19 protein-coding genes and 1 pseudogene are annotated in these 25951 nt (G+C 40.5%); 11 read left to right on the top strand and 9 right to left on the bottom strand.

Features of this window, described 5'->3' with window-relative positions; all coding sequences use genetic code 11:
• Positions 1–125 precede the first annotated feature (125 nt).
• Entirely contained in the window at positions 126–506 is a 381-nt protein-coding gene (locus tag AM608_RS07995) for a helix-turn-helix domain-containing protein (protein ID WP_009421502.1), read from the top strand.
• 626 nt (positions 507–1132) lie between these two features.
• On the opposite strand, the gene AM608_RS12140 is transcribed toward AM608_RS07995, so the two are convergent.
• The 4 genes and pseudogenes from AM608_RS12140 to AM608_RS07975 form a co-directional block, all read right to left on the bottom strand.
• Positions 1133–1318, bottom strand: a complete 186-nt coding sequence (locus AM608_RS12140) for a hypothetical protein (protein ID WP_157466289.1) — start codon at positions 1316–1318, stop codon at positions 1133–1135.
• A 62-nt stretch (positions 1319–1380) separates the two neighbouring features.
• Positions 1381–3647: pseudogene (locus AM608_RS07985) on the bottom strand (aconitate hydratase).
• Entirely contained in the window at positions 3644–5851 is a 2208-nt protein-coding gene (locus tag AM608_RS07980) for an NADP-dependent isocitrate dehydrogenase (RefSeq protein ID WP_053581365.1), read from the bottom strand. The pseudogene AM608_RS07985 and the gene AM608_RS07980 overlap by 4 nt, the downstream one beginning before the upstream one ends.
• A 2-nt stretch (positions 5852–5853) precedes the next feature.
• Positions 5854–7137: a citrate synthase gene (locus tag AM608_RS07975; RefSeq protein WP_053581364.1), complete on the bottom strand. Its 1284-nt coding sequence runs from the start codon at positions 7135–7137 to the stop codon at positions 5854–5856.
• A 1128-nt stretch (positions 7138–8265) separates the two neighbouring features.
• On the opposite strand from AM608_RS07975, the gene AM608_RS07970 reads away from it, so the two are divergent.
• The 3 genes from AM608_RS07970 to AM608_RS07960 are packed head-to-tail and all read left to right on the top strand — an operon-like array spanning position 8266 to position 13287.
• Positions 8266–11574, top strand: a complete 3309-nt coding sequence (locus tag AM608_RS07970) for a DUF2723 domain-containing protein (protein ID WP_053581363.1) — start codon at positions 8266–8268, stop codon at positions 11572–11574.
• Positions 11571–12338 carry a glycosyltransferase family 2 protein gene (locus AM608_RS07965; RefSeq protein ID WP_053581362.1) on the top strand — a complete coding sequence of 256 codons (768 nt, stop codon included), beginning with the start codon at positions 11571–11573 and terminating at the stop codon, positions 12336–12338. Before AM608_RS07970 ends, AM608_RS07965 begins: the two co-directional genes overlap by 4 nt.
• Positions 12295–13287 carry a hypothetical protein gene (locus AM608_RS07960; protein WP_053581361.1) on the top strand — a complete coding sequence of 331 codons (993 nt, stop codon included), beginning with the start codon at positions 12295–12297 and terminating at the stop codon, positions 13285–13287. The genes AM608_RS07965 and AM608_RS07960 overlap by 44 nt, the downstream gene beginning before the upstream one ends.
• Here the strand turns inward: AM608_RS07960 and AM608_RS07955 are convergent.
• From AM608_RS07955 to AM608_RS07935, 5 genes are all read right to left on the bottom strand, one after another.
• Entirely contained in the window at positions 13284–14636 is a 1353-nt protein-coding gene (locus AM608_RS07955) for a hypothetical protein (protein WP_053581360.1), read from the bottom strand. The two genes, AM608_RS07960 and AM608_RS07955, sit on opposite strands and share 4 nt — an antisense overlap.
• Complete coding sequence (locus AM608_RS07950; RefSeq protein WP_053581359.1) at positions 14636–15799, bottom strand: glycosyltransferase family 4 protein; 1164 nt, start codon at positions 15797–15799, stop codon at positions 14636–14638. The genes AM608_RS07955 and AM608_RS07950 overlap by 1 nt, the downstream gene beginning before the upstream one ends.
• Positions 15756–16724 carry a beta-1,6-N-acetylglucosaminyltransferase gene (locus AM608_RS07945; RefSeq protein WP_053581358.1) on the bottom strand — a complete coding sequence of 323 codons (969 nt, stop codon included), beginning with the start codon at positions 16722–16724 and terminating at the stop codon, positions 15756–15758. Before AM608_RS07945 ends, AM608_RS07950 begins: the two co-directional genes overlap by 44 nt.
• 14 nt (positions 16725–16738) lie before the next feature.
• Entirely contained in the window at positions 16739–17632 is an 894-nt protein-coding gene (locus AM608_RS07940) for a beta-1,6-N-acetylglucosaminyltransferase (RefSeq protein ID WP_253273533.1), read from the bottom strand.
• Positions 17633–17701: 69 nt separating this feature from the next.
• Positions 17702–18634 (bottom strand): beta-1,6-N-acetylglucosaminyltransferase, encoded by a 933-nt coding sequence (locus tag AM608_RS07935; protein WP_053581356.1) that lies wholly within the window; start codon positions 18632–18634, stop codon positions 17702–17704.
• Positions 18635–18860: 226 nt separating this feature from the next.
• On the opposite strand from AM608_RS07935, the gene AM608_RS07930 reads away from it, so the two are divergent.
• From AM608_RS07930 to AM608_RS07900, 7 genes are all read left to right on the top strand, one after another.
• The gene (locus tag AM608_RS07930; RefSeq protein WP_053581355.1) at positions 18861–19787 is read left to right on the top strand and encodes a PfkB family carbohydrate kinase; all 927 of its coding nucleotides are present in this window, start codon (positions 18861–18863) and stop codon (positions 19785–19787) included.
• A 61-nt stretch (positions 19788–19848) separates the two neighbouring features.
• On the top strand, positions 19849–21135 hold the full coding sequence (hemL, locus tag AM608_RS07925; protein WP_053581354.1) for a glutamate-1-semialdehyde 2,1-aminomutase: 1287 nt from the start codon (positions 19849–19851) through the stop codon (positions 21133–21135).
• Between the two features lie 527 nt (positions 21136–21662).
• On the top strand, positions 21663–22373 hold the full coding sequence (locus tag AM608_RS07920; RefSeq protein WP_053581353.1) for a porin family protein: 711 nt from the start codon (positions 21663–21665) through the stop codon (positions 22371–22373).
• 1011 nt (positions 22374–23384) lie between these two features.
• The gene (locus tag AM608_RS07915; protein WP_053581352.1) at positions 23385–23804 is read left to right on the top strand and encodes a SufE family protein; all 420 of its coding nucleotides are present in this window, start codon (positions 23385–23387) and stop codon (positions 23802–23804) included.
• A gap of 112 nt (positions 23805–23916) precedes the next feature.
• On the top strand, positions 23917–24240 hold the full coding sequence (locus tag AM608_RS07910; RefSeq protein ID WP_002674499.1) for an iron-sulfur cluster assembly protein: 324 nt from the start codon (positions 23917–23919) through the stop codon (positions 24238–24240).
• 20 nt (positions 24241–24260) lie between these two features.
• Positions 24261–25163: a DUF3078 domain-containing protein gene (locus tag AM608_RS07905; RefSeq protein ID WP_002674497.1), complete on the top strand. Its 903-nt coding sequence runs from the start codon at positions 24261–24263 to the stop codon at positions 25161–25163.
• A 205-nt stretch (positions 25164–25368) separates the two neighbouring features.
• Positions 25369–25929: a Crp/Fnr family transcriptional regulator gene (locus AM608_RS07900; protein WP_053581351.1), complete on the top strand. Its 561-nt coding sequence runs from the start codon at positions 25369–25371 to the stop codon at positions 25927–25929.
• Positions 25930–25951: the final 22 nt, after the last annotated feature.

Below are 25951 nucleotides of genomic sequence, written 5' to 3'. Positions count from 1 at the left end.
CGCAATACTTTTAAGAAGAAAAAATAAACCATTGGTTTATGAAAAATATACTTTTAGTTAAAAAAAATTGCGTATTAGTGTATTTTTCCTACCTTTGCCAAGAAAACTAATAGTATATATTTGGTATGGAAATAAACAAAATATTAGAAAGAATTGCTAAAGAAAGAAGCAAAAAAGGCTATACGTATGAAAATATGGCTGATGATTTAGAAATTACTCCTCCTGCTTATAGAAAAATAGAAACAGGCGAGACTAAACTTTCGGTGGAGAGAATGTTCCAAATCTCTACTGTTTTGGGCATTCCTGTAAATGAGCTCTTGGATATAGGAGAGAGTTGGGTGCAACATAATAGCTATAATAAAGATTCTAGTATTTCTGCTCAAAGAATAGAGCACTTTTATCAAGAGAATAAAGAGACGATAGAGAGGCTTATCGCTTCGTATGAGGCACGGCTGAAAGAGAAGGACGAACAAATAGCTTTTTTAAAAGGGTTTTTGAAGAAGTAGGTCGGTAGCACGACGGGCGAGGAAAATGAGGAAATGAGAAAATGAGGAAATGGGGTGTGAGGTTGTATTAGAGGAATGAGGCTGTGCCTCAGAAATCAAAAAAAATTAAACAAAATCAAGGCTACGCCTTGTAAACCAGCGGAGGGATTGTTAGTTTATTCAACTTTGCCCAAGTTTGAAACTTGGGCAAAGTTTGAGATGAAAAAGCGACAGTTGGGACTGTTAGGAAGATTCGGAAGGAAACGGAGAAGTTCGGAAGAGGGGAGGGAGGATTTTTGATGAAAAAAGGGTGTAAGAAGGGTGGGGTTAGCTTATAGAGAGCTTATAGGAAGCTTATACGAATCTTGGACGATTGGTATAGAAAGGGTGTGTAAAAAATTGATTAATAGTATAATACAACAATGCAAAAAATGGTGAAAACGGGGTTTCGAGACGAAAGAAAGGAAAAAGGAACTAGGCCTTAGGCCATAGGCACTAGGGGGAGTATGACGGAAAAAGGGAATCTAGAGACAAAAAAAGTGAAGGTAATGTAGGGTCGTAGTATAACAGGAAATTAACTTTGGTAAAGTGTGTACGAGCTACAAGCTCGCACCAGCGAAGGGCACTAGGGGATAACATTCCCCCTCTCACATACTCCGCTCTCGCGGACTTCCGTTCAAAGGGGGAATGTAGCGACGGAAAGAAGAAGCTATCGGGGTAGGGTCGGAGAGGCTCAAAAGGGGAGAACCAAAGACAAAGAGGGCTATATTAACTTTGCCAAAGGTGCGAGCCGCACAGGCAGTCGTAGCACGACGGGCGATTAACTTTGGCAAAGTATAGCGACGCAAATACTATTTTGAGACTTTTTCGGACAGCTTCTTTTTCACTATTCATTTTATCTTTCACTTTTCTCTTTTAACTGGTTCAGTGCGCTTCCTGCCTTAAACCAACCTATTTGCTGAGCGTTGTAGGTATGGTTGCAGGTAATCACGTCCTTACTGCCATCTTTATGTACAAATTCTAAGTGCAAAGGAGTGCCAGGTGCAAAGGCGGTGAGGTCGAGGAAGTTGATCACGTCGTCTTCTTGAATCTTATCGTAATCGGCTTCATTAGCAAAGGTAAGGGCGAGCATTCCTTGTTTTTTAAGGTTGGTTTCGTGAATGCGCGCAAACGATTTTACCAATACCGCTCGTACGCCCAAATGACGAGGTTCCATAGCAGCGTGCTCACGTGAAGAGCCCTCGCCATAGTTGTGGTCGCCTACTACTATGGAAGGGATACCCGCAGCTTTATAGGCGCGCTGTACTTTAGGCACTTCGTCGTATTCGCCGGTAAGTTGGTTTTTCACGGAGTTAGTTTTACCGTTGAAAGCATTTACCGCCCCTATGAGCATATTGTTGGAAATATTGTCCAAATGTCCGCGGAAACGCAACCAAGCCCCTGCCATCGAAATATGGTCGGTGGTGCATTTTCCTTGCGCTTTGATAAGGAGTTTAGCCCCTGTGATGTTTTTGCCGTCCCAAGGAGCGAAAGGTGTGAGCAGTTGGAGGCGGTTAGAGGTAGGCGATACCACTACCTCGATGTTGCTACCATCTTCGGCGGGAGCCTGATAGCCAGGGTCATCAACCTCAAAACCTTTAGAGGGCAACTCTTCGCCATAAGGAGGAGTGAGTTTTACCGCTTCACCTTGGTCGTTGAGCAAGGTATCGGTGATAGGGTTGAAGTCTAACCTACCGGCAATCGCCAAAGCCGCTACCATTTCGGGTGAAGCAACAAAAGCGTGGGTATTGGGGTTACCATCAGCACGTTTGGAGAAGTTACGGTTGAAGGAATGCACAATTGTATTTTTCTCTTGTTTTTCGGCGCCTTCTCTGTCCCACTGACCAATGCAGGGACCACAGGCATTGGTGAATACACGGGTGCCCAACTGCTCGAAGATGTCTATAATGCCGTCGCGTTCGGTAGTATAGCGTATTTGTTCAGACCCTGGGTTGATACCAAAGGAAGCTTTAGGGGTAATTCTCTTTTCCAAGGCTTGTTTTACGACCGAAACCGCGCGGGTGAGGTCTTCGTAAGACGAGTTAGTACACGAACCGATGAGCCCCCATTGCACCTCGAGAGGCCAATCGTTGGCGCGGGCTACTTCCTTCATTTTGGATACAGGAGTGCCTCTATCAGGGGTAAAAGGCCCGTTGATATAAGGCTCTAAGGTAGAGAGGTCTATCTCGATGAGTTGGTCGAAATACTTCTCGGGGTCGGCATAGAGTTCGGGGTCGGCGGTGAGGTAAGGCGCAATGGCATCGGCAGCGAGGGCTACTTCTTCGCGCCCAGTGGCAAGCAGATAGCGACGCATTGCCTCATCATAGCCAAAAGTAGAGGTAGTAGCTCCTATTTCGGCACCCATATTACAAATGGTACCTTTCCCTGTACACGAAAGTGATTTAGCACCCTCGCCGAAGTATTCCACAATAGCGCCCGTACCCCCTTTTACGGTGAGGATATCGGCGACTTTAAGAATCACATCTTTGGGGGCAGTCCACCCGCTGAGTTTACCCGTGAGTTTTACGCCTATGAGCTTAGGAAATTTCAGTTCCCACGGCATTCCTGCCATCACATCTACGGCATCGGCACCGCCTACGCCAATGGCGAGCATTCCTAATCCGCCAGCGTTCACTGTATGCGAATCAGTGCCTATCATCATTCCGCCAGGGAAAGCGTAGTTTTCTAAGACTATTTGGTGAATAATCCCTGCGCCAGGTTTCCAGAAACCAATACCATATTTGTTGGATACTGAAGAGAGAAAATCGAATACTTCTTTAGACTGTTCAGTAGCTACTTTCAGATCGGTTGTAGCGCCTTCTTTGGCTTGTATCAGGTGGTCGCAGTGCACCGTGGTAGGCACAGCCACTTTGCTTTTACCCGCTTGCATAAACTGCAAGAGCGCCATTTGGGCGGTCGCATCTTGACAAGCGATGCGGTCGGGAGCGAAATCTACATAGTCTTTCCCACGCTCAAAAGCACGTGAAGGAGTGCCGTCCCACAAGTGGGTATACAATATTTTTCAGCAAGGGTAAGGGGGCGTCCTACCACTTGGCGGGCTTTGTCTACGCGCTCAGGAAATTGGGCGTAGACTTTCTTTATCATTTCAATATCAAAAATCATAATATCTTTTTTAGTGTTTTACTTCCTTGCATTACTGCTGTTACTTTGGTGAAATCGGGGTGGTAATAACCTCCTAACTCTACCGGCGTACCTTGTATACGGGTGAGTTCTTCCACGATAGTCGCTTCGTTGTCTTTTAGGGCTTTGGCAATAGGAGCAAACTCTTCAGCAAGTGCAGTATCCTGAGTTTGTGCCGCTAAGGCTTCTGCCCAGTAAAGTGCCAAATAGAAGTGACTTCCGCGATTGTCGATCGTGCCTACTTTGGCTTGTGGCGATTTATCGTTGTTCAACAGCTTACTCGTTGCCTCATCGAGGGTTTGGGCTAAGATTAAGGCTTTGGGGTTCTCGTGTTTTTGCGCAAAATGCTCTAACGAAGCTCCTAAGGCGAGAAATTCTCCTAAGGAATCCCATTGAAGATGATTTTCGGCAAGAAACTGTTCGGTTAATTTAGGCGCCGAGCCCCCTGCACCCGTTTCAAAGAGTCCGCCACCGTTCATCAAAGGGACGATAGAGAGCACTTTGGCACTGGTGCCCAATTCTAAGATAGGAAACAAGTCGGTGAGGTAATCGCGCAACACATTGCCCGTTACCGAAATAGTATCTTTGCCCTTGCGAGTGCGCTCTAAGGAGAAGAGCATAGCCGTTTCGGGCGACATTATGCGGATATCTACCCCCTCGGTGTCGAGTGTTGCCAAATAGTGTTTTACCTTTTTGATGAGTTGCGCATCGTGAGCGCGGTGCTCGTCCAACCAAAAGACCGCAGGTGTTTTGCTGAGGCGTGTGCGTGTTACTGCTAATTTCACCCAATCTTGTATGGCAGCATCTTTCGCAGTACACATACGCCAGATATCGCCTTTTTCTACTTTGTGCGACAAGTACACTTTACCGTCGGTGCCTATCACCTGTACACGTCCGCTATGAGGGATTTCGAAAGTCTTGTCGTGCGAGCCGTATTCCTCAGCTTTTTGCGCCATTAAGCCCACATTGGCAACGCTTCCCATCGTAGCAGGATTGAACGCCCCGTGTTTCTTACAGAAGTCAATCACCACTTGGTAGATACGCGCATAAGTACTATCGGGCAGTACCGCCAAAGTATCTTGAGCCTCGCCTTGAGCATTCCACATCTTGCCCCCATTGCGAATCATTGCCGGCATAGAAGCATCTACAATCACATCGTTAGGGAAATGCAAGTTGGTAATCCCCTTATCAGAATTTACCATCGCCAAAGCAGCTGCTCGCGCAAGTGCCCCCTCGATATCGTGTTTTAAAGGCTCTTGTTCTTCAGCTGGCAATTGTTCTATTTTGGCGAGGATATCCGAAAGACCGTTACGTGCATTCACCCCTAAGGCTTTCAGTTCACGTGGGTGTTTTTGGAACAAATTAGCAAAGTACGTTTCAACCGCATAGCCAAAGAGAATGGGGTCGGAAACCTTCATCATTGTAGCTTTCAGGTGCAAAGAGAGGAGTACACCCTTGTCTTTCGCTTCGGCAAAGGTTTTTTTATAGAATTTGCAAAGCGCCTCTTTGCTCATAAAAGTAGCATCTATCACTTCGCCCGCTTGCAAAGGAATATCGGCTTTGAGCACCTGTACCTCGTGTTTAGGGTTTACCAACTCTATACGCACCACATCGGCTTTTTGAAGGGTGACCGATTGTTCGTTGTGGTAGAAATCGCCCGCTTGCATCGTAGCAACTTCCGTGAGACTCTCAGCACTCCACGCTCCCATTGAATGCGGGTGTGTTTGAGCGTACTGTTTTACCGATTTAGGTGCACGCCTATCGGAATTACCCTCGCGCAACACAGGGTTCACCGCACTGCCTTTTACCTTGTCATACCGCTGTTTGATAGCTATTTCGGCTTCATTCGCAGGATTTTCAGGGTAATCGGGGAGCGCATAGCCTTGTGATTGCAGTTCGGCAATAGCCGCTTTCAGTTGGGGTACCGAAGCACTGATGTTAGGCAACTTGATGATATTGGCTTCCGGACGTGTTGCTAACGCCCCCAGTTCGCTTAGGGCATCGGGCATCCGTTGTTCTGCTGTGAGAAAATCAGGGAAAGAGGCTAAGATACGCCCTGCCAATGAGATATCTTTGGCTTCAAAGTTGATACCTGAAGAGGCGCAAAAGCGTTTGATGATAGGCAGTAGCGAATGCGTAGCTAAATAGGGCGACTCATCGGTAATGGTATAGATAATGTTTTTCATTTTTATCTTTTATTCAATTCAACAAAAGGTCTTTCGGTAGCCCCTACGTATATTTGTCGTGGACGACCGATAGGCTCTCCTCCTTGGCGCATTTCCTTCCATTGGGCAATCCAACCAGGGAGACGACCAATAGCAAAAAGCACAGTGAACATCTCTAAGTGCATACCCAAGGCTTTGTAGATGATACCCGAATAGAAATCTACATTAGGATAGAGATTACGCGATTTGAAGTACTCGTCTTCCAAAGCTACCTTTTCGAGATGTTTGGCAATGCCAAAAATAGGATCGTCGATTCCCAAAGCGTTGAGCACCTCATCGGTAGCCACTTTGATGATTTTAGCCCGTGGATCGAAGTTTTTGTATACACGGTGCCCAAAGCCCATCAGGCGGAAAGGGTCATTTTTGTCTTTTGCTTTATTAATAAACTTATCGACATCGCCTCCGTCTTTATGAATTTCTTCAAGCATTTCAATCACCGCTTGGTTTGCCCCGCCGTGAAGACGACCCCAAAGGGCTGAAACCCCAGAGGAAATACTCGCAAACAGACCTGCCTCGGAAGACCCCACCAAACGCACGGTAGAAGTAGAGCAGTTCTGTTCGTGGTCGCCGTGAAGGATGAGCAGTTTGTTGAGGGCACTCACTACCGTAGGGTTGATTTTATATTCCTCAGTAGGGATTTCGAAGAAGAGGCGCAAAATGTTCTCGATATAGCCCTTGCTATTGTCGTAATAATTCAGCGGTAAGCCCTCGCGTTTGCGGTACACCCAAGAAGCGATGATAGTTACTTTGGCAATGGCTTTACAGACCGCTTGATACACGTTTTTAGGACAATGCACGTTTACCGGCACAGGATTAAAAGCGGTGAGCGCACTAGTAGCTGATGCCAATACCCCCATAGGGTGAGCCGAGCGCGGGAAACCGTCCATAATATGGCGCATATCCTCGTGAACAAGGGTATACTTGTGAATTGTTTTTTTGAAATCGTCATACTGTTCGGCAGTGGGGAGTTCTCCAAAAATAAGAAGATAGGCTACTTCGAGGAACTCGGCTTTAGCAGCTAAATCTTCGATATTATAGCCACGATAGCGCAAGATGCCCCGTTCGCCGTCGAGAAAGGTAATGGCACTCTTGCAAGAACCCGTGTTTTTGTAACCCGAATCCAAGGTTACCAAACCAGTGAGGGCACGCAATTTTTCGATATTAATCGCTTTTTCGTTTTCGGTGCCTACTACGATAGGAAATTCGTATTCTTTCCCTTCAAAAATCAGTTTTGCTGTGTTTTCCATAGTACAATTTGTTTTTTATTTTTGGGCAAAGTAAGAAAAATTATTTCACATTTACAAATAAAATAGCGATAAATCTATCTTATTTAACAATCTTTAACGTTTTATGATTAAAATATAAGACAAATATATCTATAACGAAAATAGCGATGGAAATAAAGGGGTGCAAGTCGCACGGGTGAGAGAAATGAGGAAATGGGAAAATGAGAGAATGAGGTGCGAGCCGCACGGGCAGTGTGAGCCACACGGGCAGGAAAAAAATTAGCAAATTAGGAAATGAGAAAATGGGATGCGAGCTAGAGGAATGAGGCTGTGCCTCAGAAATCAAACAAAATTTAAACAAAATCAAGGCTACGCCTTGTGAAATGCAGGAGAAGCGACAGGCAGTCGTAGCACGACGGGCAGTAATGGAGTTCTCGGACGATTCAGACTTGTCGGACATAAGTAAGAAGAGATTAAAGGCTTTATTGGGAAGAGCTAAGGAAATGGAAAGATATCGGAGAAGTTCGGAAGAGAGCTGAGAGAAATTTTGGTGAAAAAAGGGTGTAAGATGGGTGGGGTTAGCTTATAGAGAGCTTATAGGAAGCTTATACGAATCTTGGACGATTGGTATAGAAAGGGTATGTAAAAAGTTGATTAATAATATAATACAACAAGGCTAAAAATGGCAAAAAGAGGGTTTCGAGGCGAAAGAAAGAGGAAGAGGCAATAGGAGGGAGTGTGACGAAAAATCAAAAGAAACCTCCCCCTTAGCCCCCTCCAAAGGGGGAATGTGGTGACGGAAAAGCGGAGGAAACCTCCCCCTCTCACATACTCCGCTCTCGCGGACTTCCCTCGAAGAGGGGGAATTAGGGACGGAAAAAGTGAAGGGAATGTAGGTTCGTAGCATAACGGGAAATTATCTTTGGCAAAGTGTGTACGAGCCCAGCGAAGGGTACGAGCTACAAGCTCGCACCAGCAAGGGACGAATGACGAAAAAGGGGGAATGTGGCGACGGAAAAGGAGAAGATAAGATGAAGTGAACTGGCTCCAAAGGGGAATGTAGTGAGGGAGTGAGGGGTATATCTGATTGACAAATTTGCTCATTTGGTAATTGTTTCTTACCTTTGCACTTTGAAATATAAAGTACTGATGACAGATAATCAATTTAAGAAATATAACCTCATTGTGGGGTGGACTGTTTTTGCCGTAGCTCTTATCACTTATGGGCTTACGGTAGAACCTACTGTTAGCTTTTGGGATTGTGGCGAGTATATTGCTACCTCAGCGAAATTGGAAGTGGGTCACCCTCCCGGAGCGCCTTTATTCCAAATGATGGGCGCTTTTATAGCTGCTTTTGCTCCCAACTCGGATAAGATTGCGCTGTTTGTGAATTATATGTCGGTTTTATCGAGTGCTTTTACGGTTCTTTTCTTGTACTTCATCATTGTAAATTTGACCAAGAAAATCGCTTTAAAAAGAACCGATTCTGTTGAAGAAAAAACGCCTGCTACGCTTACCCAAGGGCAGTTTATCGCTGTTTTGGGGAGTGGGGTTGTAGGGGCTCTTGCCTATACTTTCTCGGATAGTTTTTGGTTTAACGCGGTGGAAGCAGAAGTGTATGCAATGGCAATGCTATTTATGTCGGCTATGTTTTGGCTGGGCATTAAGTGGACGGACAGTTTGCACGAACCACGTGGCGACCGCTGGTTATTACTGATTTCGTTAGTAGTGGGGCTTTCGTTTGGGGTGCACTTTATGGCGTTACTGACCATTCCTGCCATTGGTATGCTTTATTTCTTCAAGAGTAATTACAAGAAAACGGTAGTGAACTTCATCATTGCTAATGTAGTTTCTATCGCTATTTTGCTGTTGATATTTAAACTGATATTACCTTACACGTTGGCGTACTTTGGTTATTTGGAAGTATTTTTTGTGAATAGCTTCGGTATGCCGTTCAACTCAGGGACTATTATTGCGGGACTCTCGGTTATTGCGTTTTTCTATTTTACGCTGAACTACGCTTATAAGCAAAACAAAGTGCGCTTGCAAACGGGCATTTTATGCTTGTTGTTTGTGTTTATAGGGTTTTCGTCTTGGCTAATGATACCTATTCGCGCGAATGCTGATACGGTTATCAATGAGAACAGTCCGACTGATGCGCGTTTGCTATTAGCTTATTACAACCTTGAACAATACCCCGAAACGCATTTGTTCTACGGTCCTATGTATTCGGATAAATACGCTGGATTAGACGAAGAGAACCCATATGAAGATGCGAAGCCAAAATACGAGCGCGATTATGCCTTAGGCAAATACATCATCGTAAATCAGTACAAAAACGCTCAGATGGCATCGAATAGCAAACAAGAGGGTGTTTTGCCGAGAATGTGGAGTGCGCAACACGCGGCGAATTATATGAAGCTCACAGGGCTACTTACGTTTAGAATAAAAGAAGAAGCGTATAACGAGCCGAAGCTCTATCAGTTCTTACAAGAAGTGCAAAGGCAAATGCAAATACAACCGCTTCCGCCTGAGCGTTACGACCAATTTCTTACCGAATATCGGGACTATATAGAAGTAGAGAAGCCAAGTTTTTGGAAGAATATGCACTACTTGTTCGAGTATCAGTTTGGGTATATGTACTTCCGCTATTTTGCTTGGAACTTTATAGGCAGGCAAGATGATGTGCAAGGCAAGATGGAGAATGACCACGGCAACTGGCTATCGGGCATTAAGCCTATTGATAGTTTGCGCCTTGGGTCGCAAGACAACCTTCCTGCCGACGTGCTGAACAATAAAGCTCGTAATACTTACTATTTCCTACCTCTGCTCTTAGGACTCTTAGGGTTATTTTTTATGGCGACGAAGAGCGAACGCCAAACGTGGGTAGTGATGATGCTTTTCCTCTTTACGGGCTTGGCAATGAAAATATACCTGAACGAACGACCGTTTGAACCGCGAGAGCGAGATTACCCGTTAGTAGGTTCGTTCTACGCTTTTGCTATATGGATAGGAGTGGGTGTATACGCGTTATTCCACGCACTTAGGAAGGTGCTTTCGCCACGAATAGGAGCGCCTTTGGCAGTGGTAGCGAGTTTGCTTGCTGTACCTGTGCTGATGGCAAGTGAGAATTGGGACGACCACAACCGCTCGCAAAAGTATTCGGCAGAGTTTATTGCGGACGCTTATTTGAGTTCGGTAGCTAAAGATAAAGACGCTATGATATTCACCATTGGCGATAACGATACGTTCTTACTGTGGTATGCTCAAGAAATAGAAGGCTATCGCACCGATGTGCGGATAATTAATACCAGCTTGTTGCAAACGGATTGGTATATCGACCAAATGAAGCGCCAAGCATACCAAAGTAGTCCTATTCCAGGTGAAATGGTGCACAAACAATATGCTCACGGGGTACGTGAAGGGGTGTATTTCCAAAAACGTACCGAGAACCGCTGGAACATTAAAGACTTTGTGAAATGGGTAACCAGCGATGACCCCAATACACAGCTTAGTAGCAGTAGTAGTGAAAGTAGAACTTTTAACTACTACCCTACAAACAAAATACGGATTCCTGTAAATAAAGAAAACGTACTAAAGAGCGGCATTGTAAGACCCGAAGATGCTGATAAAATAGTAGACTATATAGATATCACGCTTCCTAGTGCCATCGATAAAGCACGTATTGTGATGCTGGATATTTTGGCTTATAACGATTGGAAACGCCCGATATACTTCTCCGGAGGTAGTATGGACTCTGCTGAGTATATCTGGATGAAGGAGTACTTACAATTAGATGGACTGGTGTACAAACTTGTGCCTATTAAAACAGAAATCGATAAGAAGCACCCCTTTGATATGGGTCGTATAGACAGTAACTTGATGTACGACATCATAAAGAAATGGGATTGGGGCAATATGGGTAAAGCAGGTATTTACTTAGACCCCGAAACACGTAAGAACAGTATTATCTTCCGCGGTAATTTGGCACGTCTTACCGAAAAACTGATAGAAGAAGGCAAATTAAATAAAGCCAAAGATATCTTGGATATCGGAATGAAGCATATGCCTTTGGAGGCTTATGGCTATTACTTCACTCTCGATCCTTTTGTACAAGGTTATTTTAAGGTAGGTGAGAAAGAAACCGCTCGTAAATTAGCCTTGCAGATATTTGGGAAATATCAAGAAGAACTGAATTATTACGCACACTTATCGCCAGATGAGCGATATGCTAATACTGCCAGAATACAGTATACCATAGACCGCTATGGAGAATTATTATTGCTCATAGCGCCTTTGGATAAGGATTTTTACGAAAGACAAGTAGAGGTGCTCAGAGCGAAGGCGAGTCCGTTTATGAAATCGCAAGAGCTTGATGAGTATATGAAGATGCTAATCGATGAGGAGGAGGATACGCTTGTTCAGGCAGGAGCAGAGAAAGATAGTGGAGAAGAATGAAAATATCAGTAGTTATCAATACCTATAATGCCGAAAGGCATTTGGCTACTGTGCTGGAAACCACAAAACACTTCGATGAGGTAGTAGTGTGTGATATGCACAGCACCGATAATACTATTGCAATAGCCGAACAATACGGCTGTAAGATAGTATATTGCAGACGCTATCCGTATGTAGAGCCTGCACGTAACTTTGCTATTGCACAAGCTCAAAACGAATGGATATTAGTCATTGATGCCGATGAAACAGTACCTGAAAAACTGAGAGAAGAGCTCTACAAACTCACTGAAGACCCTGATTTAGGAGGTGTTTATATTGCTTTTAAAAACTATTTCATCGATGAATATATGCGCTCCGCCTTCCCCGATTTCAAACTGCGATTTTTTAGAAAAGAAGGAGCCTATTGGTCAGAAGAAATACATTCAACAGTAAAAGTAAAAGGAAAGGTAATAAAATTACCAAGAAGCCGTAAGGATTTAGCTTCAGAACATTTAGCAAACGATTCGGTAGCAACCATTTTAAGTAAGAACAACATCTACAGTACCCAAGTAGCCGAGCGGCATAAAGGCAAAAAAATAGGATGGATAAAACTATTGTTTTCACCTCTATTTTGGTTTATAAAATACTATTTTATTAAAAAAGGCTGTTTAGACGGTAAACGCGGCTTTATTTTTGCGGTACTCAAAGCACAATATAAATTCTCTTGTTTAGCAAAAATCTATGAATTTCAGCAACAAAAAAATTATCTTGGTAATGCCTCCTGACTTTGGGGTTTACAAAATGCTCGAAGACCATTTGAAAAAAATGAGCTTTAGTCAAGTTTCTGTGCTTGCTCCTACTTTCCGATACAAATTTAAAGACCGACTCTTAAACTTTATGCAAAAGAGCCTTTTTAAAAATCGAGCCTATAAAAAACAACTCATTGATATCTACTACAACATCGAAGTATCTAATACTCTTAGCTCTTTTGCTGAAGGTAGTGTGGATTATGCTATTGTAATACGCCCCGACAAACTAAATGCTGCAACTATATCCCGCTTGCACTCTGTGGCTAACAAAGTAATAGCTTATCAATGGGATGGTCTTGCTCGCTTCCCTAAGGTTTTTAAAGTAATTCCTCTTTTCAAACGTTTCTTTGTATTTGACCCCGAAGATTACAACCGTTATAAGTATCAGTACCCTAACTTATTGCTTTGTACAAATTTCTATTTTGATACCTCCGAAGAAAAAACTCTTGTAAATAAAAATGAAGTAATGTATGTAGGGGTATATATACAAAACCGCATAGATTCTTTGTTGAAAATAGTAAATAAATTGAGTGAATATACACAACTAAGTCTTAATATAAATCTGTTCAACAGAGGTAAAGACCCTCTTCATCACCCTTTTATCACATTTTTCTCTAAAGGAATAAGTTATACCCAATACTTAAACATCACTAAAAAAGCTGCTATATTATTAGATATAAAAACTATAGAACACAGCGGACTCTCATTTAGAATATTCGAAGCTATTAAATACGAGAAAAAACTCATTACCGATAACCCCAGTGTGAAACAATATGATTTCTATCACCCTAATAACTTTTATGTGTTTGAAAACGATAATTTTGAGGGGCTTACCGAGTTTCTAGAAAATGAATATGTACCTTTAGTTAAAAATATTAAAGAAAAGTACAGCTTTGAAAATTGGGTAAAGTGTGTATTGAGTTAGTTCTGCCAATACTTAAAGCGAGGAGCTAATAGTATAAAAATCATTAAAGGAACTAGTAGGTAACCACATTCAAAAGCGTGAAAAAGCACATCTGTGTTCATAATGGGTAAAGAAATGAGTAACAAATATTGTTTAAGAATATCTTTAGAGAAAATAATAGTTATCAACCATCCTATGAAAACCCCCAGCCCTACAAGTCCAGTGTCTATTATAATTGCTGCAAAATCATTGTGCACATAACCCAAAAAACCATCCATTATATATCGTTGGTAACCAGAGCCATTACCTATCCATAAATTAGCTTCTTGAATTGCTTTAAAAACTCTACCATACATTTCATTGCGACCAGAATCAAAAAAGTAGGATGTGTGAGCAACTAAATACCATACCCCTATAATTGTTGTAAGTCCTACAAAAATAAACAGACTGTATTTCACAACTTTACTGAGATATTTCTCTATAAAAAGATACACAAAGAAAGCTACTACTATAAACCAACTAATAATAACTATTCGTGCTTGTACCATCAATGCAAAACAAAAAACTAATATGCCATAAGTTATGAGTTCTGGAGTGCTAATCAACTTCTTATCTTTTCTCCATAATAATCCTCCTAATCCTCCTATTGCTAAAATAATCCACGAAATAAAACTAAAATGCTTGAACTTAGACCAAAATAGTATTTCATAATAAGGAAAATAAGCTTTGTTTAAAGTTATAAAGTTAAAAAAGTGTTGATTCTTATCAGCACTAACAGCAAAAGAATAAAAGATTAGATTAGCTACTAACAAAAGTAAAAATCCTTTAAAACAAATAGTTATAAAACTCTCTTGCTGCTTTTTACTAACCGAGAAGCCTAATAGAACAATAGGAATAAGCAAAGAAAAGATAATGTTCTCACCTTCAAATAATGTTTTTACGCCATAATCAAAGTCTTTTGCCCAAAAAAGTCCTATGATTTTTATGAGTATAAAAAGCAAAAATAATAAGATAGAAAGGGAGGGTTTTATAAAATTACGATGAACAATTCCATATAAAGCACATAAGAAAAGTAATAAAATATCTAACCGAAAGGTGATTTTGTGCTTATATGTCCATAACAATACAATACCACTCCCTACAATGGTGATGATATTTCTGAGCCATTCTCCTCTCTCAAATAAAGAAGCGTGATGTAAGTATATCCAGCATAGTATTAGTGCTATGCTGTATAGAAAAACACTATAAAATAATGCTTTTTGAGTAGTTTCATTCCATATAGGAATGTTAATTTGTAAAAACAAAAAAGTCATTACTAGAGGAAGTCCAGAAAGTAATAAAAAATAGTTATTTTTTAATAAGTTTTTCATTAGTTATTTATAGTTTTTTGATAGTATAACAAGCTATTTTCAACTGTTTTTTCAAAATTGTATTGTGTGTGAATAGTTTGTCGAGCATTTTTAGCTATAGTTTTGTTTAGCACATCATCTTGAAAAAGTTTTACTATATATTCATAATATTCATCCTCTTTCTTCGCTATAAAACCATCTTTAGTATGCGTTATAATATCTCTAAATGAAGGAATATCAGCAGCTACTACAGCTTTACCGAGTTCCATTGCTTCACAAAGAGCAAGTCCAAAAGTTTCTCCTTGCGAAGGAAAAATAAATGTATCTGCTTCTTGTAAGATTATTTTGAGTTCTTCGCCCTGTAGATGTCCGTGGTTGATTACATTTTTCTGTTCGCCTAAATTATTTTCCTTCAAGTAGTTTTCATAATTTTTTCCTACAATATGCAAGGTAGCAGTAGGAAATTTTTGAAGTATTCTTTTAAAGACATTTAAAGCTATGTCAAAACCTTTTTTTGTAGTTACCGAACCAAAGAAAAACAGAGAAAAAGGGAGTGTTTCAGAAAGGTTTTGTGCAGTGGTGGTTACCCCATTGGTGATGATTGTTCCTTTATTACCAAAAGTTTCTTCGTACATTCTTTGAGAATTTTTAGAAACACAAATTAGATGAGAAGCTTTCTTTAAAGCCTCAGTTTCTATCACTTCTACTCCTAAAGAAGCCTTATAACCAAAATATTTCTTCAATATTCTATAACAGCCGTGAGTTCTTACTACATAGGGAGTTTTTAGCTCATCTAAGAATAGAGAAGCTCCCTCCCAATCGTGAGTTTCTATCACATCGGGATAAATATCCTCTTTTTGTAAAAACTTTTGAAGTTGTTGTGTAAGATTTTTTATTTCTTTTTTAAAAAAATAGGCTTCTAACGAAGCTATCTTGAGTCGTTTTCCTAACGACCTAAAAAGCTCTTGTACAAAATGCTTTTTAAAGTAGTTTTTCTTTGTAAAATGAAGGTGTAAATTATCTTGGCGCTCATTTAAATCTACATTGTTATCACCAAAAACTATTACCTTATAACCCTTTTCTAAAAGAGCAGTTACATATTTTTTGTAAAAAGAACCTGTTCCTCCTGCTGCCGAAAGCTTAGGGTGTGCATATTCTCTTGTGAATATTAATATGGTTTTCATTATCTAATTTATTTAGTATTTCAACATCTACCTTGGTATCAAACTTCCGTGCAAAAAACTTTTCTTTTTGAGAGGTAAGTTCCTCAAAATCATCTTCCTTAAAAAGCACAGGTAATTCAACACCTTCTCTTTCCCAATTTATATAAGTAATTGAAGGTTTTATTTTTATATCTTTATAGGTTGTTTGTAAGTTTACAAGAACAGATTGAAAATAAATCTCATCGGGGCAAGAGGTATATTGAAAATAATCATCTAATATCTGTCGGTTTTCTTGAATATAAGTTAGTAAAGTATAAAAAGTTTTTTCACAGAAAGCCCACCATTGGCTACCTGCATATTGTTGGATAAAAGGAGCTTTTCTTTCTTGAGCTCTATAAATAATCTTAAAGTTTTTCTTTGAAATTCTCCTTTTGAGCAAATGCCATAGAATAGTAATTTTTTGTCCAATAGAACTACGAAAAAAAGGAGGATAGCAATCACTATTACCTCTCCTTTCAGAGTGTAATATTTGATAATGTTTCAACTTATCTTTTACCATTTTGCTATTCCAATTTACTTCCAAAGGTAAAAAACTCATAAAGTCATATTCCTTATTTTTTTGCAAAAAAGCATCTAATTCTGTGATAGGTTTTATAGGATAATCTTGCCCACTCATCAAGATAAAAAAACCTTTACTATGTGCTTTTGCAGCAGCCTCCATTAAATAAATAGTAGCAATAACTATAGAAAAACCTCCCCATACACAAGGCTCTCTTTGAGGTATAAATACAATATGTTCGCCTTGTAATTGTGATGTAAAAGGTTCTATAGGAGTTTTAGCATCTAAGTGAATAAAAAACTTAGAGTTACCATCGTCTAAAGCCTTTATCATTCGGCAAAGTTGTTCAGGATTTCTATGGGCAAGTATCAAGTAATTTTTCTGCATAAATAAGGTAAAAGTTATTTGATTTGTAAATTATCTAACTTGTCTAAAATAGTTGTATCCACCCTGGTATCAAACTTCCGTGCAAAAAACTTTTCTTTTTGAGAGGTAAGTTCCTCAAAATCATCTTCCTTAAAAAGCACAGGTAATTCAACACCTTCTCTTTCCCAATTTACATAAGTAAGTGAGGGTTTTATTTTTATATCTTTATGGGTTGTTTGTAAGTTTACAAGAATAGACTGAAAATAAATCTCATCGGGGCAAGAGGTATATTGAAAATAGTCATCTAATATCTGTCGGTTTTCTTGAATATAAGTTAGTAAAGTATAAAAAGTTTTTTCACAAAAAGCCCACCATTGGCTACCTGCATATTGTTGGATAAAAGGAGCTTTTCTTTCTTGAGCTCTATAAATAATCTTAAAATTTTTCTTTGAAATTCTCCTTTTGAGTAAATGCCATAGAATAGTAATCTTTTGTCCAATTGAACTGCGGAAAAATGGAGGGTAACAATCACTATTGCCTCTCTTTTCTGAGTGCAATATTTGGTAATGTTTTAATTTATCTCTTACCCTTTTCATACTCCAATTTCCCCAAGCTTCCAAAGGCAAAAAACTCACAAAATCATATTCCTTATTTTCTTGCAAAAAAGCATCTAATTCCGTGATAGGTTTAATGGGGTAATCCTGCCCGCTCATCAATATAAAAAAACCTTTACTATTTGCTTGTGCTGCTGCTTCCATCAAATAAATAGTAGCAATAACTATAGAAAAACCTCCCCATACACAACGCTCTCTTCGAGGTATAAATACGATATGTTCGCCTTGTAATTGTGCTGCAAAAGATTCTATAGAAGTTTTAGCGTCTAAGTGAATAAAAAACTTAGAATTACCATCGTCTAAAGCCTTTATCATTCGGCAAAGTTGTTCAGGATTTCTATGGGCAAGTATCAAGTAATTTTTCTGCATAAACAAAGGTAAAAGTTATTTGTTGATTTCTAGTTTATCTAATCTATCTAAAATAATAGCATCTATCTCCATATCAAACTTCCGTGCAAAAAACTGCTCTTTAGCAGAGGTGAGCTTCTCGAAATCCTCTGTTAGGAAAACATTGTTTTTCCTAAAGTAATTTACATAAGTAAGCTGATTTTTAAGAATAATCTTTCTACCCTCTTCCTTCAAATTCAACAATATTGAATGAAAATACACTTCGTCTGGAGAAGAGGTGTATTGGTAATACAATTCCAATTCTTTGCGATGTTTCTGTATATAAGAGAGTACATCGTAGAAAGTATTTTCAGAAAATACCCAAAACTGACTACCGGCATACTGTTGAGCAAAAGGGGCTTCTCGCTGAGGGAGCTGGCATAATTTTTTAAAGTTTTGTAAGGAAAGCCTACCTTTGAGCAAATGCCATAGTGTCCTGCCTTTTTGAAATAAAGAACTATGTGAGAAAGGAGCATAACAATTGCTATCGCCTCTTGTCTCGGAGTGTAGAATGTGATAATGAGCTAACTTATCCTTTACCATTTTGGGCTTCCACTTCTGCTCTAAGGGAAGATAATCTATAAAATCACAATGAGCGTTTTCCTCTAAAAAAGCATCTAACTGAGCAATAGGTTTAATGGGGTAATCTTGTCCGCTAAGTAGTATAAAAAAACCTTTGCTCTGCGCTTTGGCAGCAGCTTCCATCAAGTGAATAGTAGCAAGCACAATCGAAAAATCCCCCCATATACAACGCACTCTTTCAGGTATAAATATAATATGTTCATCTTGTAACTGTGCTGTAAAAGGCTCTATAGGAGTTTTAGCATCTAAGTGAATAAAAAACTTAGAATTACCATCATCTAAAGTCTTTATCATTCGAGCGAGTTGCTGTGGATTCTTATGAGCGAGTATCAAATAATTCTTCTGCATAGAAAATAAAAATAAAAATTCTTCTTCTGCAAAAGTATAACATCTTGATGAGATAACCAAAAATAGTTCCTCTTCCTCCCCTCATCTTTTGTTTAAAACACTGCCCACCTACACTCTTTCTCAACTTTTTTCGCCTTTCCCTTCTCTCTATCCACTTTTTTCACTACCTTTGCCCCCGAAATCTATTACTCACAGATCCAGTGTTTACTGGTTTTACCTATTTTAAATGAATAAACTACTCATTCTCGGAAGTATCGCTTTCGACCAAATAGAAACTCCTTTCGGAAAAAGCAACGCTATTATGGGGGGCTCGGCTAACTATATAGCCCTTGCTGCCGCTCAGTTCGAAGTCCCCTCGGCTGTCGTCTCTATCGTAGGCGACGACTATCCACAAGACTACTTAAACCTCCTCACTCAGCGTCATATCGACATATCGGGCATTGAGATAGTGCACGGAGGAAAAACGCTCTTTTGGAGTGGCAAGTATCGTAACGATATGAACCAACGCGACACCCTCGACACCCAACTGAACGTGCTTGCCAATTTTAAGCCCGTAGTACCCGAAGCCTTCCGCAATGCCGAAGTGCTCTTACTCGGCAACCTCCACCCTACTCTGCAAATGGACGTACTCGACCAGATGCTATCACGCCCCAAATTAGTGGTGATGGACACAATGAACTACTGGATGAACCACACTTGGGACTTGCTAATGGAGGTAGTCGCCCGCGTAGATATGATTACAATCAACGATGAAGAAGCTCGCCAACTTACCAAAGAGTATTCACTCGTGAAAGCCGCCCAGCGCATTATGGCAATGGGAGTGAAGTTCGTGGTGATTAAAAAAGGCGAACACGGGGCGCTATTATTCCACGACGACAAAGTGTTCTTTGCGCCAGCACTCCCCTTAGCCGAAGTATTCGACCCCACAGGTGCCGGAGATGCTTTTGCTGGCGGACTCGTAGGCTATCTCACCAAAACCCGCGACTATTCGTTCAGCAATCTAAAAAATGCTATTGTTCACGGCTCGAACATCGCCTCGTTTTGCATCGAGAAATTTGGAGTTGAGCGCCTGCTTACCCTTACCCAAGACGAGCGTCTCACCCGTTTACAACAATTCCGTGACCTTACTCAATTTGACATTCAACTTAAGTAAGAGATAAGAAGTAAAAGTGTTATCTGTTGCCTCTTATCTCTTACCCCTTACCTAAAAAGATATGCTTTACAAAAGAAGTAGCGAACTATTCGCAGCCGCACAACAAGTACTCCCTGGCGGAGTCAATTCTCCCGTACGCGCTTTCAATGCCGTAGGGGGACACCCTATTTTCATCAAAGAAGCCCAAGGCGCTTACCTCACCGATGAGGACAACCGTAAGTACATCGATTATATCGCCTCTTGGGGACCTCTCATTTTAGGACACGCCTACCCTCCGGTAATTGAGGCAGTAACCGAGCGCGCCAAGAAAGGTACTTCTTTCGGTATTCCTACCGAAGTCGAAGTCCAAATCGCCGAATTAGCGGTCTCAATGGTGCCTCATATCGATAAAATCCGCTTTGTGAATAGCGGAACTGAAGCTTGTATGAGCGCTATACGCTTGGCTCGTGGCTATACCGGTCGTGAGAAGATTATCAAGTTTGCCGGTTGTTACCACGGACATTCCGATGCTTTTCTCATTGAGGCTGGTAGTGGTGGCGCAACTTTTGGTAGTCCCAATAGTCCTGGCGTGACTCAAGGCACGGCTAAAGATACGCTTTTAGCAAACTACAACGATTTAGCCTCCGTAAAAACCCTCTTTGAAGCCAATCCACAGCAAATCGCTTGCGTAATTATCGAACCCGTAGCAGGAAATATGGGCTGTGTGCCTCCTGCCGAAGGTTTCTTGGAAGGATTGAGACAACTCTGTACCGAAAACGGAGCGCTTTTGATATTCGATGAAGTGATGACCGGCTTCCGTTTGGCAAAAGGCGGAGCGCAAGAGGTCTTTGGTATCAAAGCCGATATCGTTACCTTCGGAAAAGTGATTGGTGGCGGACTCCCAGTAGGGGCTTTTGCTGCTAATAAAGAAATTATGAGCTATTTAGCTCCCGAAGGTCCCGTGTATCAAGCAGGGACTCTTAGCGGAAATCCTTTGGCGATGAGTGCTGGATTGGCAATGCTCACAGCGCTGAATGAACAACCTGAGGTGTTCGACAGTTTAGCGAAAAAAACAGCTTACTTGCACGAAGGCTTTGAGAACGTACTGAAACGCGCAGGGTTCCCTTACCAAATCAATAGCTTTGGGTCGATGTTTACCCTCTTCTTTGCCGAAGAACCCGTAACCGATTTCGCCAGCTCAGCTAAGAGCAATACAGCACGTTTCCGCAAGTATTTTCACGGAATGCTACGCGAAGGTATTTACTTACCTCCAAGTGCTTTTGAAAGTTATTTCCTCAACGACGCCCTTACTTACGAAGATTTAGATAAGACCATCGGAGCTCTCAACAGAGTAATTATGGAGTTGTAACACTCATAGTTAGCGTCATACTACACTTTGTCAAAGTCTCTAACCGCACGTACTGCTACGATACTTTTTGGCAAAGTGTTTTTTTATTATAGCTTATGAAAATTGGTTTGCGAATTTTCGTCCTACACTTTGAAAAGAAACATTCTCTTGTTACATATCCAGCTGTGAGTCCTCGTTGGCTACCTTCAAAGGGGGAATGTAGTGACGGAAAAGCGACAAGCGGGGAAATTAGTAAATTAGGAAATGAGAGAATGAGAAAATGAGAGAATTAGAAAATGGGTAAGTGGAGAAAATAGTTCTTTGAGCTGTAGGATTAGTGAGACAGGTAGGACAAGAGTATTGAACAAGTGGAACTTGTGGGACGAGTTTGAGGGTTTAATTTCAGGCAGAAGCTTTGATAACGGTTGTGGTAAAGAGATTGAAAATCAGGGGTTGTATTATATTTAACAAAAACTTTAACATTATTTTAACATATGGGGGGGGTAAATTCGTACTTTTGCTCTAAATTAATTTATAAAAGAAAAAAAATGTACAGAATTATTACCACTATTGCAGTGGCGTTTGCTACTATTACAGCGGTTAACGCCCAAGAGTTTAAAGTAGGAGCTAAAGCAGGATTACTTTTTCCTACAGTTTCTAATATTAAAACTACTTTTACCGATTCTGAAGGGATAGCAGCCATTGAATATAAAACAGGCTTTAAGACAGGCTTTCATTTTGGAGGTTTTGTAGAATACGGCTTTAACGACCATTTATTTGTAGAAGGAGGTATAGACTATTCTTTTCAAGGAGCTAAATTGAAATCACTTGAAGCTACTACCATAGATAACAATGGTAAGATTGACATTCAAAAGGAAGATATTCAAAAGGGGAAATGGAATACGCAACAGCTTAATATTCCTCTTTGGGTGAAGTATGATATTGCTGGTTTTCGCCCTAAAGTAGGGGTAAACTTAGGTTACTTAACTAAAATAGAGATAAAAGGAGAAGGAGATAACCAAAAAGAAGAGACTCAATCACTTCCGCCTAAGAAAAGGTTTGACTTTGGTTTAGGTTTGGGTGCTGAATACAACTTGCCTTTTGGCTTATTCTTCGACGCTACTTTCAATTTAGGACTTACTAACTTATCTAACGAAAGTAAAACAGAATTAGACAATCAAGGAAGAGTTTCTTCCTTCCGTCCTTCTGTAGAATTTAAAAACCGTGTAATCCAAATAGGTGTAGGATATAAGTTTTAAAAGAACATTATACTTAAAAGAAAAGACTGCTGTAAAAAGCAGTCTTTTTTTGTTAAAGTACCTATCAAGAGTTAAACAAATTAATTATAAATATAATTCTTTACTCAGTTATAGATTTCCGACTCACTTATGAGCCCCCGAAGGGGGACAAGCCACAAATAGGGTTACTTGGTTGAAAAGAAACATTCTCTTGTCACAAACTCCGCTATCGTGGGGCACATACCCAGCTGTCGCTGGCTACCTTCAAAGGGGGAGTGTAGTGACGGTGCGAGGTTGTAGCACGACAAGCGGGGAAATTAGCAAATTAGGGAATGAGAAAATGGGATGCGAGCTAGAGGAATGAGGCTGTGCCTCAGAAATTAAACAAATTTTAAACAAAATCAAGGCTACGCCTTGTAAACCAGCAGAGGGATTGTTAGTTTATTCAACTTTGCCCAAGTTTGAAACTTGGGCAAAGTTTGAGATGAAAAAGCGATAGTTGGGACTGTTAGGAGGATTCGGAAGATATCGGAGGAGTTCGGAAGAGAGGAGGGAGGTTTTTTGGTGAAAAAAGGGTGTAAGGAGGGTGGGGGTAGCTTATAGAGAGCTTATAGGAAGCTTATACGAATCTTGGACGATTGGTATAGAAAGGGTATATAAATAATTGATTCATAATATAATACAACAATGCCAAAAATGCCAAAAACGGGGTTTCGAGGCGAAAGAAAGAGGAAGAGGCACTAGGCCTTAGGCCATAGGCACTAGGGGGAGTACGACGGAAAGGAGAAGGGATAATTAGGGAATTAGCAAATTAGAAAATTAGTAAATGGGGAAGTGTGAGGGCTTAGGCAATAGGCAATAGGGGATAACCTCTCCCTATCCACATACTCCGCTCTCGCGGACTTCCTCAATGAGGGGGAATGTAGTGACGTGACAAGAGGCTGTATGGAGCGTTAAAAGAGCGTTAAAATATTTGCTATTAGTTGTCAGTTATTATTTGTTTTATATCTTTGCGCCCTAAAAGTAACATAAATGACTATTCAACAGATTCAGAATGAGCTTATTGAAGACTTTTCGCTGTTTGATGATTGGACGCAACGTTACGAATATCTGATAGAATTAGGCAAGTCGTTACCACTTATTGACGAAAAGTACAAGACGGAGGAGTACCTCATTAAAGGCTGTCAGAGTCAGGTGTGGTTACACGCCGAAGAGCAAGATGGCAAGCTTATCTTTACCGCCGATAGCGATGCGATTATCACCAAAGGGATTGTTGCTTTATTAGTGAAAGTGTTCTCTGAACAAACGGCTGAGGATATCCTAAAAGCGGATATGAGTTTTATTGATAAAATAGGACTGAAAGACCATCTATCACCTACTCGTGCGAATGGGTTGGTGAGTATGATAGGGCAAATGAGGGGATATGCTGCTAAGGTGTTAGGGAATAGATAAGAAGGAATACACCTGGCGGTGTAGAAATTAAACAAGTCTATTCAAATCAAACAGATATATTTTTATTAGATTTCTGAGGCGTTAGACTTATCTCTTTAAAAAGAAAAATTAAATGACTGAAGAAAGAAAAATAGAGCAATTGGGCGAGAAAATCGTTGAGGTGCTCAAGACAATATACGACCCTGAAATACCCGTAGATATTTACGAATTGGGGCTTGTTTATGACGTGTTTGTGAACGAAGACTTCGATGTAAAAATATTAATGACTCTCACTTCGCCTAACTGCCCCGTGGCAGAGTCTCTCCCAATGGAGGTGAAGGAAAAGGTACAAAGTATTGACGAAGTGCACGAAACGATTGTAGAACTCACTTTTGACCCGCCGTGGAATCAGGATATGATGAGTGAGGTGGCGAAACTTGAATTAGGATTTTTGTAAAAATTATAAATAAATCACTTATGAAAAGACTTTTATTTTCAACTTTACTATTGTCTTCAGTAGCTGTATTTGCTCAGGAAGACCAAACGAATGACGGTGTAGCACAAGACCCTACGGCAGCTCCAACAGAGGAAGCTCCTGCTCCTCGATGGACAAAGGGAGGTAACGCTTCACTGATGTTCTCGCAAGCCGCCTTCAACCACGATTGGACAGGAGGGGGAACTAACAACGTAGCAGCAAGCCTTGCGGTGAGCTATGCTTTTAACTACAAGAAAGACAAATGGGCGTGGGATAACAACGTATTTGTTGATTACGGGATTACTAAACTTGAAGGTGATGACTATTCAAGAAAAACCACTGACCGTTTTGAGGTGAACTCAGTACTCGGTTACCAATTGAACAACCCACAGTGGTACTATTCATTCTTCTTGAACTTCAAAACACAAATGACCGATGGTTACAAATATGAGAGCACAGGTCGTACGCTCATAAACCAAATGCTTTCACCTGGATACTTACAATTTGGTCCTGGTATGTTGTGGAAGAAGAGCGATAACCTAAAAGTAAACTTGGCTCCTGCAACTTCTAAAATCACGACTGCTAAAAGCCGTTGGACAGAAACAGGTCCTTTCTACGGTGTTGAACAAGGAAAGAACATTCGTTATGAACTCGGTTTCTACTTGAACGGTTATGCTAAGTTTACTGTAATGGACAATGTATCTTTCGAGAATATCCTCAGCTTGTATAGCAACTATCTCGACAAACCACAAAACGTAGACTTGGATTATACTGCAAACATTGTGATGACTATCAACAAGTACTTATCAGCTAACTTTACTTTCCAAGCTATCTACGACGACGACGCTGCTAAAGCTTTCCAAATTCGTGAAGTATTGGGCTTAGGAGTAAACTACAAATTTTAGTGTGAGGTACGAGTCGCACACACAATTGTAGCACGTTAGCAATTAGTAAAAAATAGAGAAGGGACTACCTTAATGGTAGTCCTTTTTTGTTTTGTTATAGAGAGGTTGCGGATTATTCGGAAGAAGCATTTGTAAGAGCTAAGATTGGTATTTAGAAAAATAGTAGTACCTTTGCCTCACACATTATTGCTGAATTAGAGAAGAATTGGAAAAACTAATTGCATACATACAAAAAACAGTTCCTGAGCTAAAAATACAGGAACAGACGCTTAGAGAGGCTTTCCAAAAAGAGAGCGTTGCTAAAAATGCCTTGCTGTTAGACTTCGGACAAGTGTGTGAGCATTATTACTTTGTAAACAAGGGAGCTCTTAGAATATACTTTTACGATGAAGGAGAGGAATACACGAGCTGGATAGCTTTTGAAGATTACTTTTTTACAGAGCAAAATAGTTATATAAATTGTTTACCTTCTCGTTATGCTATTACAGCTATTGAAGAGACTGAAGTACTGAAAATACATAAGCAACAAATGCATTCACTTCTACAAAATAGCTATGAGTGGCAACAGTTCTTCATACAGAATGAGCAACAAACAATATTACGGCTGATGGAAACTATTGAACTCTTCCAAAGACAATCCGCTAAAGAGCGATATGAAGCCTTGTTCAGCTTTCCTGCCTTTATACAAAAAGTGAAACAAAAAGACCTTGCCACAATGCTCGGAATGACTAAATATTCTATCAGTAGGCTAAAATCTTACAAGTAAAGAGAGGAAGTTGCCAAATAGC

The sequence above is a fragment of the Capnocytophaga sp. oral taxon 323 genome (genome assembly GCF_001278825.1).
GTDB lineage: Bacteria > Bacteroidota > Bacteroidia > Flavobacteriales > Flavobacteriaceae > Capnocytophaga > Capnocytophaga ochracea.
This window is presented reverse-complemented; position numbering and strand designations above follow the sequence as displayed.

Bases quoted from the DNA above. Each gene is read 5' to 3' on its own strand.
- AM608_RS07995 (WP_009421502.1), top strand. From the start codon at position 126: ATGGAAATAAACAAAATATTAGAAAGAATTGCTAAAGAAAGAAGCAAA.
- AM608_RS07980 (WP_053581365.1), bottom strand. From the start codon at position 5,851: ATGAAAAACATTATCTATACCATTACCGATGAGTCGCCCTATTTAGCT.
- AM608_RS07975 (WP_053581364.1), bottom strand. From the start codon at position 7,137: ATGGAAAACACAGCAAAACTGATTTTTGAAGGGAAAGAATACGAATTT.
- AM608_RS07970 (WP_053581363.1), top strand. From the start codon at position 8,266: ATGACAGATAATCAATTTAAGAAATATAACCTCATTGTGGGGTGGACT.
- AM608_RS07965 (WP_053581362.1), top strand. From the start codon at position 11,571: ATGAAAATATCAGTAGTTATCAATACCTATAATGCCGAAAGGCATTTG.
- AM608_RS07960 (WP_053581361.1), top strand. From the start codon at position 12,295: ATGAATTTCAGCAACAAAAAAATTATCTTGGTAATGCCTCCTGACTTT.
- AM608_RS07955 (WP_053581360.1), bottom strand. From the start codon at position 14,636: ATGAAAAACTTATTAAAAAATAACTATTTTTTATTACTTTCTGGACTT.
- AM608_RS07950 (WP_053581359.1), bottom strand. From the start codon at position 15,799: ATGAAAACCATATTAATATTCACAAGAGAATATGCACACCCTAAGCTT.
- AM608_RS07945 (WP_053581358.1), bottom strand. From the start codon at position 16,724: ATGCAGAAAAATTACTTGATACTTGCCCATAGAAATCCTGAACAACTT.
- AM608_RS07940 (WP_253273533.1), bottom strand. From the start codon at position 17,632: ATGATAAAGGCTTTAGACGATGGTAATTCTAAGTTTTTTATTCACTTA.
- AM608_RS07935 (WP_053581356.1), bottom strand. From the start codon at position 18,634: ATGCAGAAGAATTATTTGATACTCGCTCATAAGAATCCACAGCAACTC.
- AM608_RS07930 (WP_053581355.1), top strand. From the start codon at position 18,861: ATGAATAAACTACTCATTCTCGGAAGTATCGCTTTCGACCAAATAGAA.
- hemL (WP_053581354.1), top strand. From the start codon at position 19,849: ATGCTTTACAAAAGAAGTAGCGAACTATTCGCAGCCGCACAACAAGTA.
- AM608_RS07920 (WP_053581353.1), top strand. From the start codon at position 21,663: ATGTACAGAATTATTACCACTATTGCAGTGGCGTTTGCTACTATTACA.
- AM608_RS07915 (WP_053581352.1), top strand. From the start codon at position 23,385: ATGACTATTCAACAGATTCAGAATGAGCTTATTGAAGACTTTTCGCTG.
- AM608_RS07910 (WP_002674499.1), top strand. From the start codon at position 23,917: ATGACTGAAGAAAGAAAAATAGAGCAATTGGGCGAGAAAATCGTTGAG.
- AM608_RS07905 (WP_002674497.1), top strand. From the start codon at position 24,261: ATGAAAAGACTTTTATTTTCAACTTTACTATTGTCTTCAGTAGCTGTA.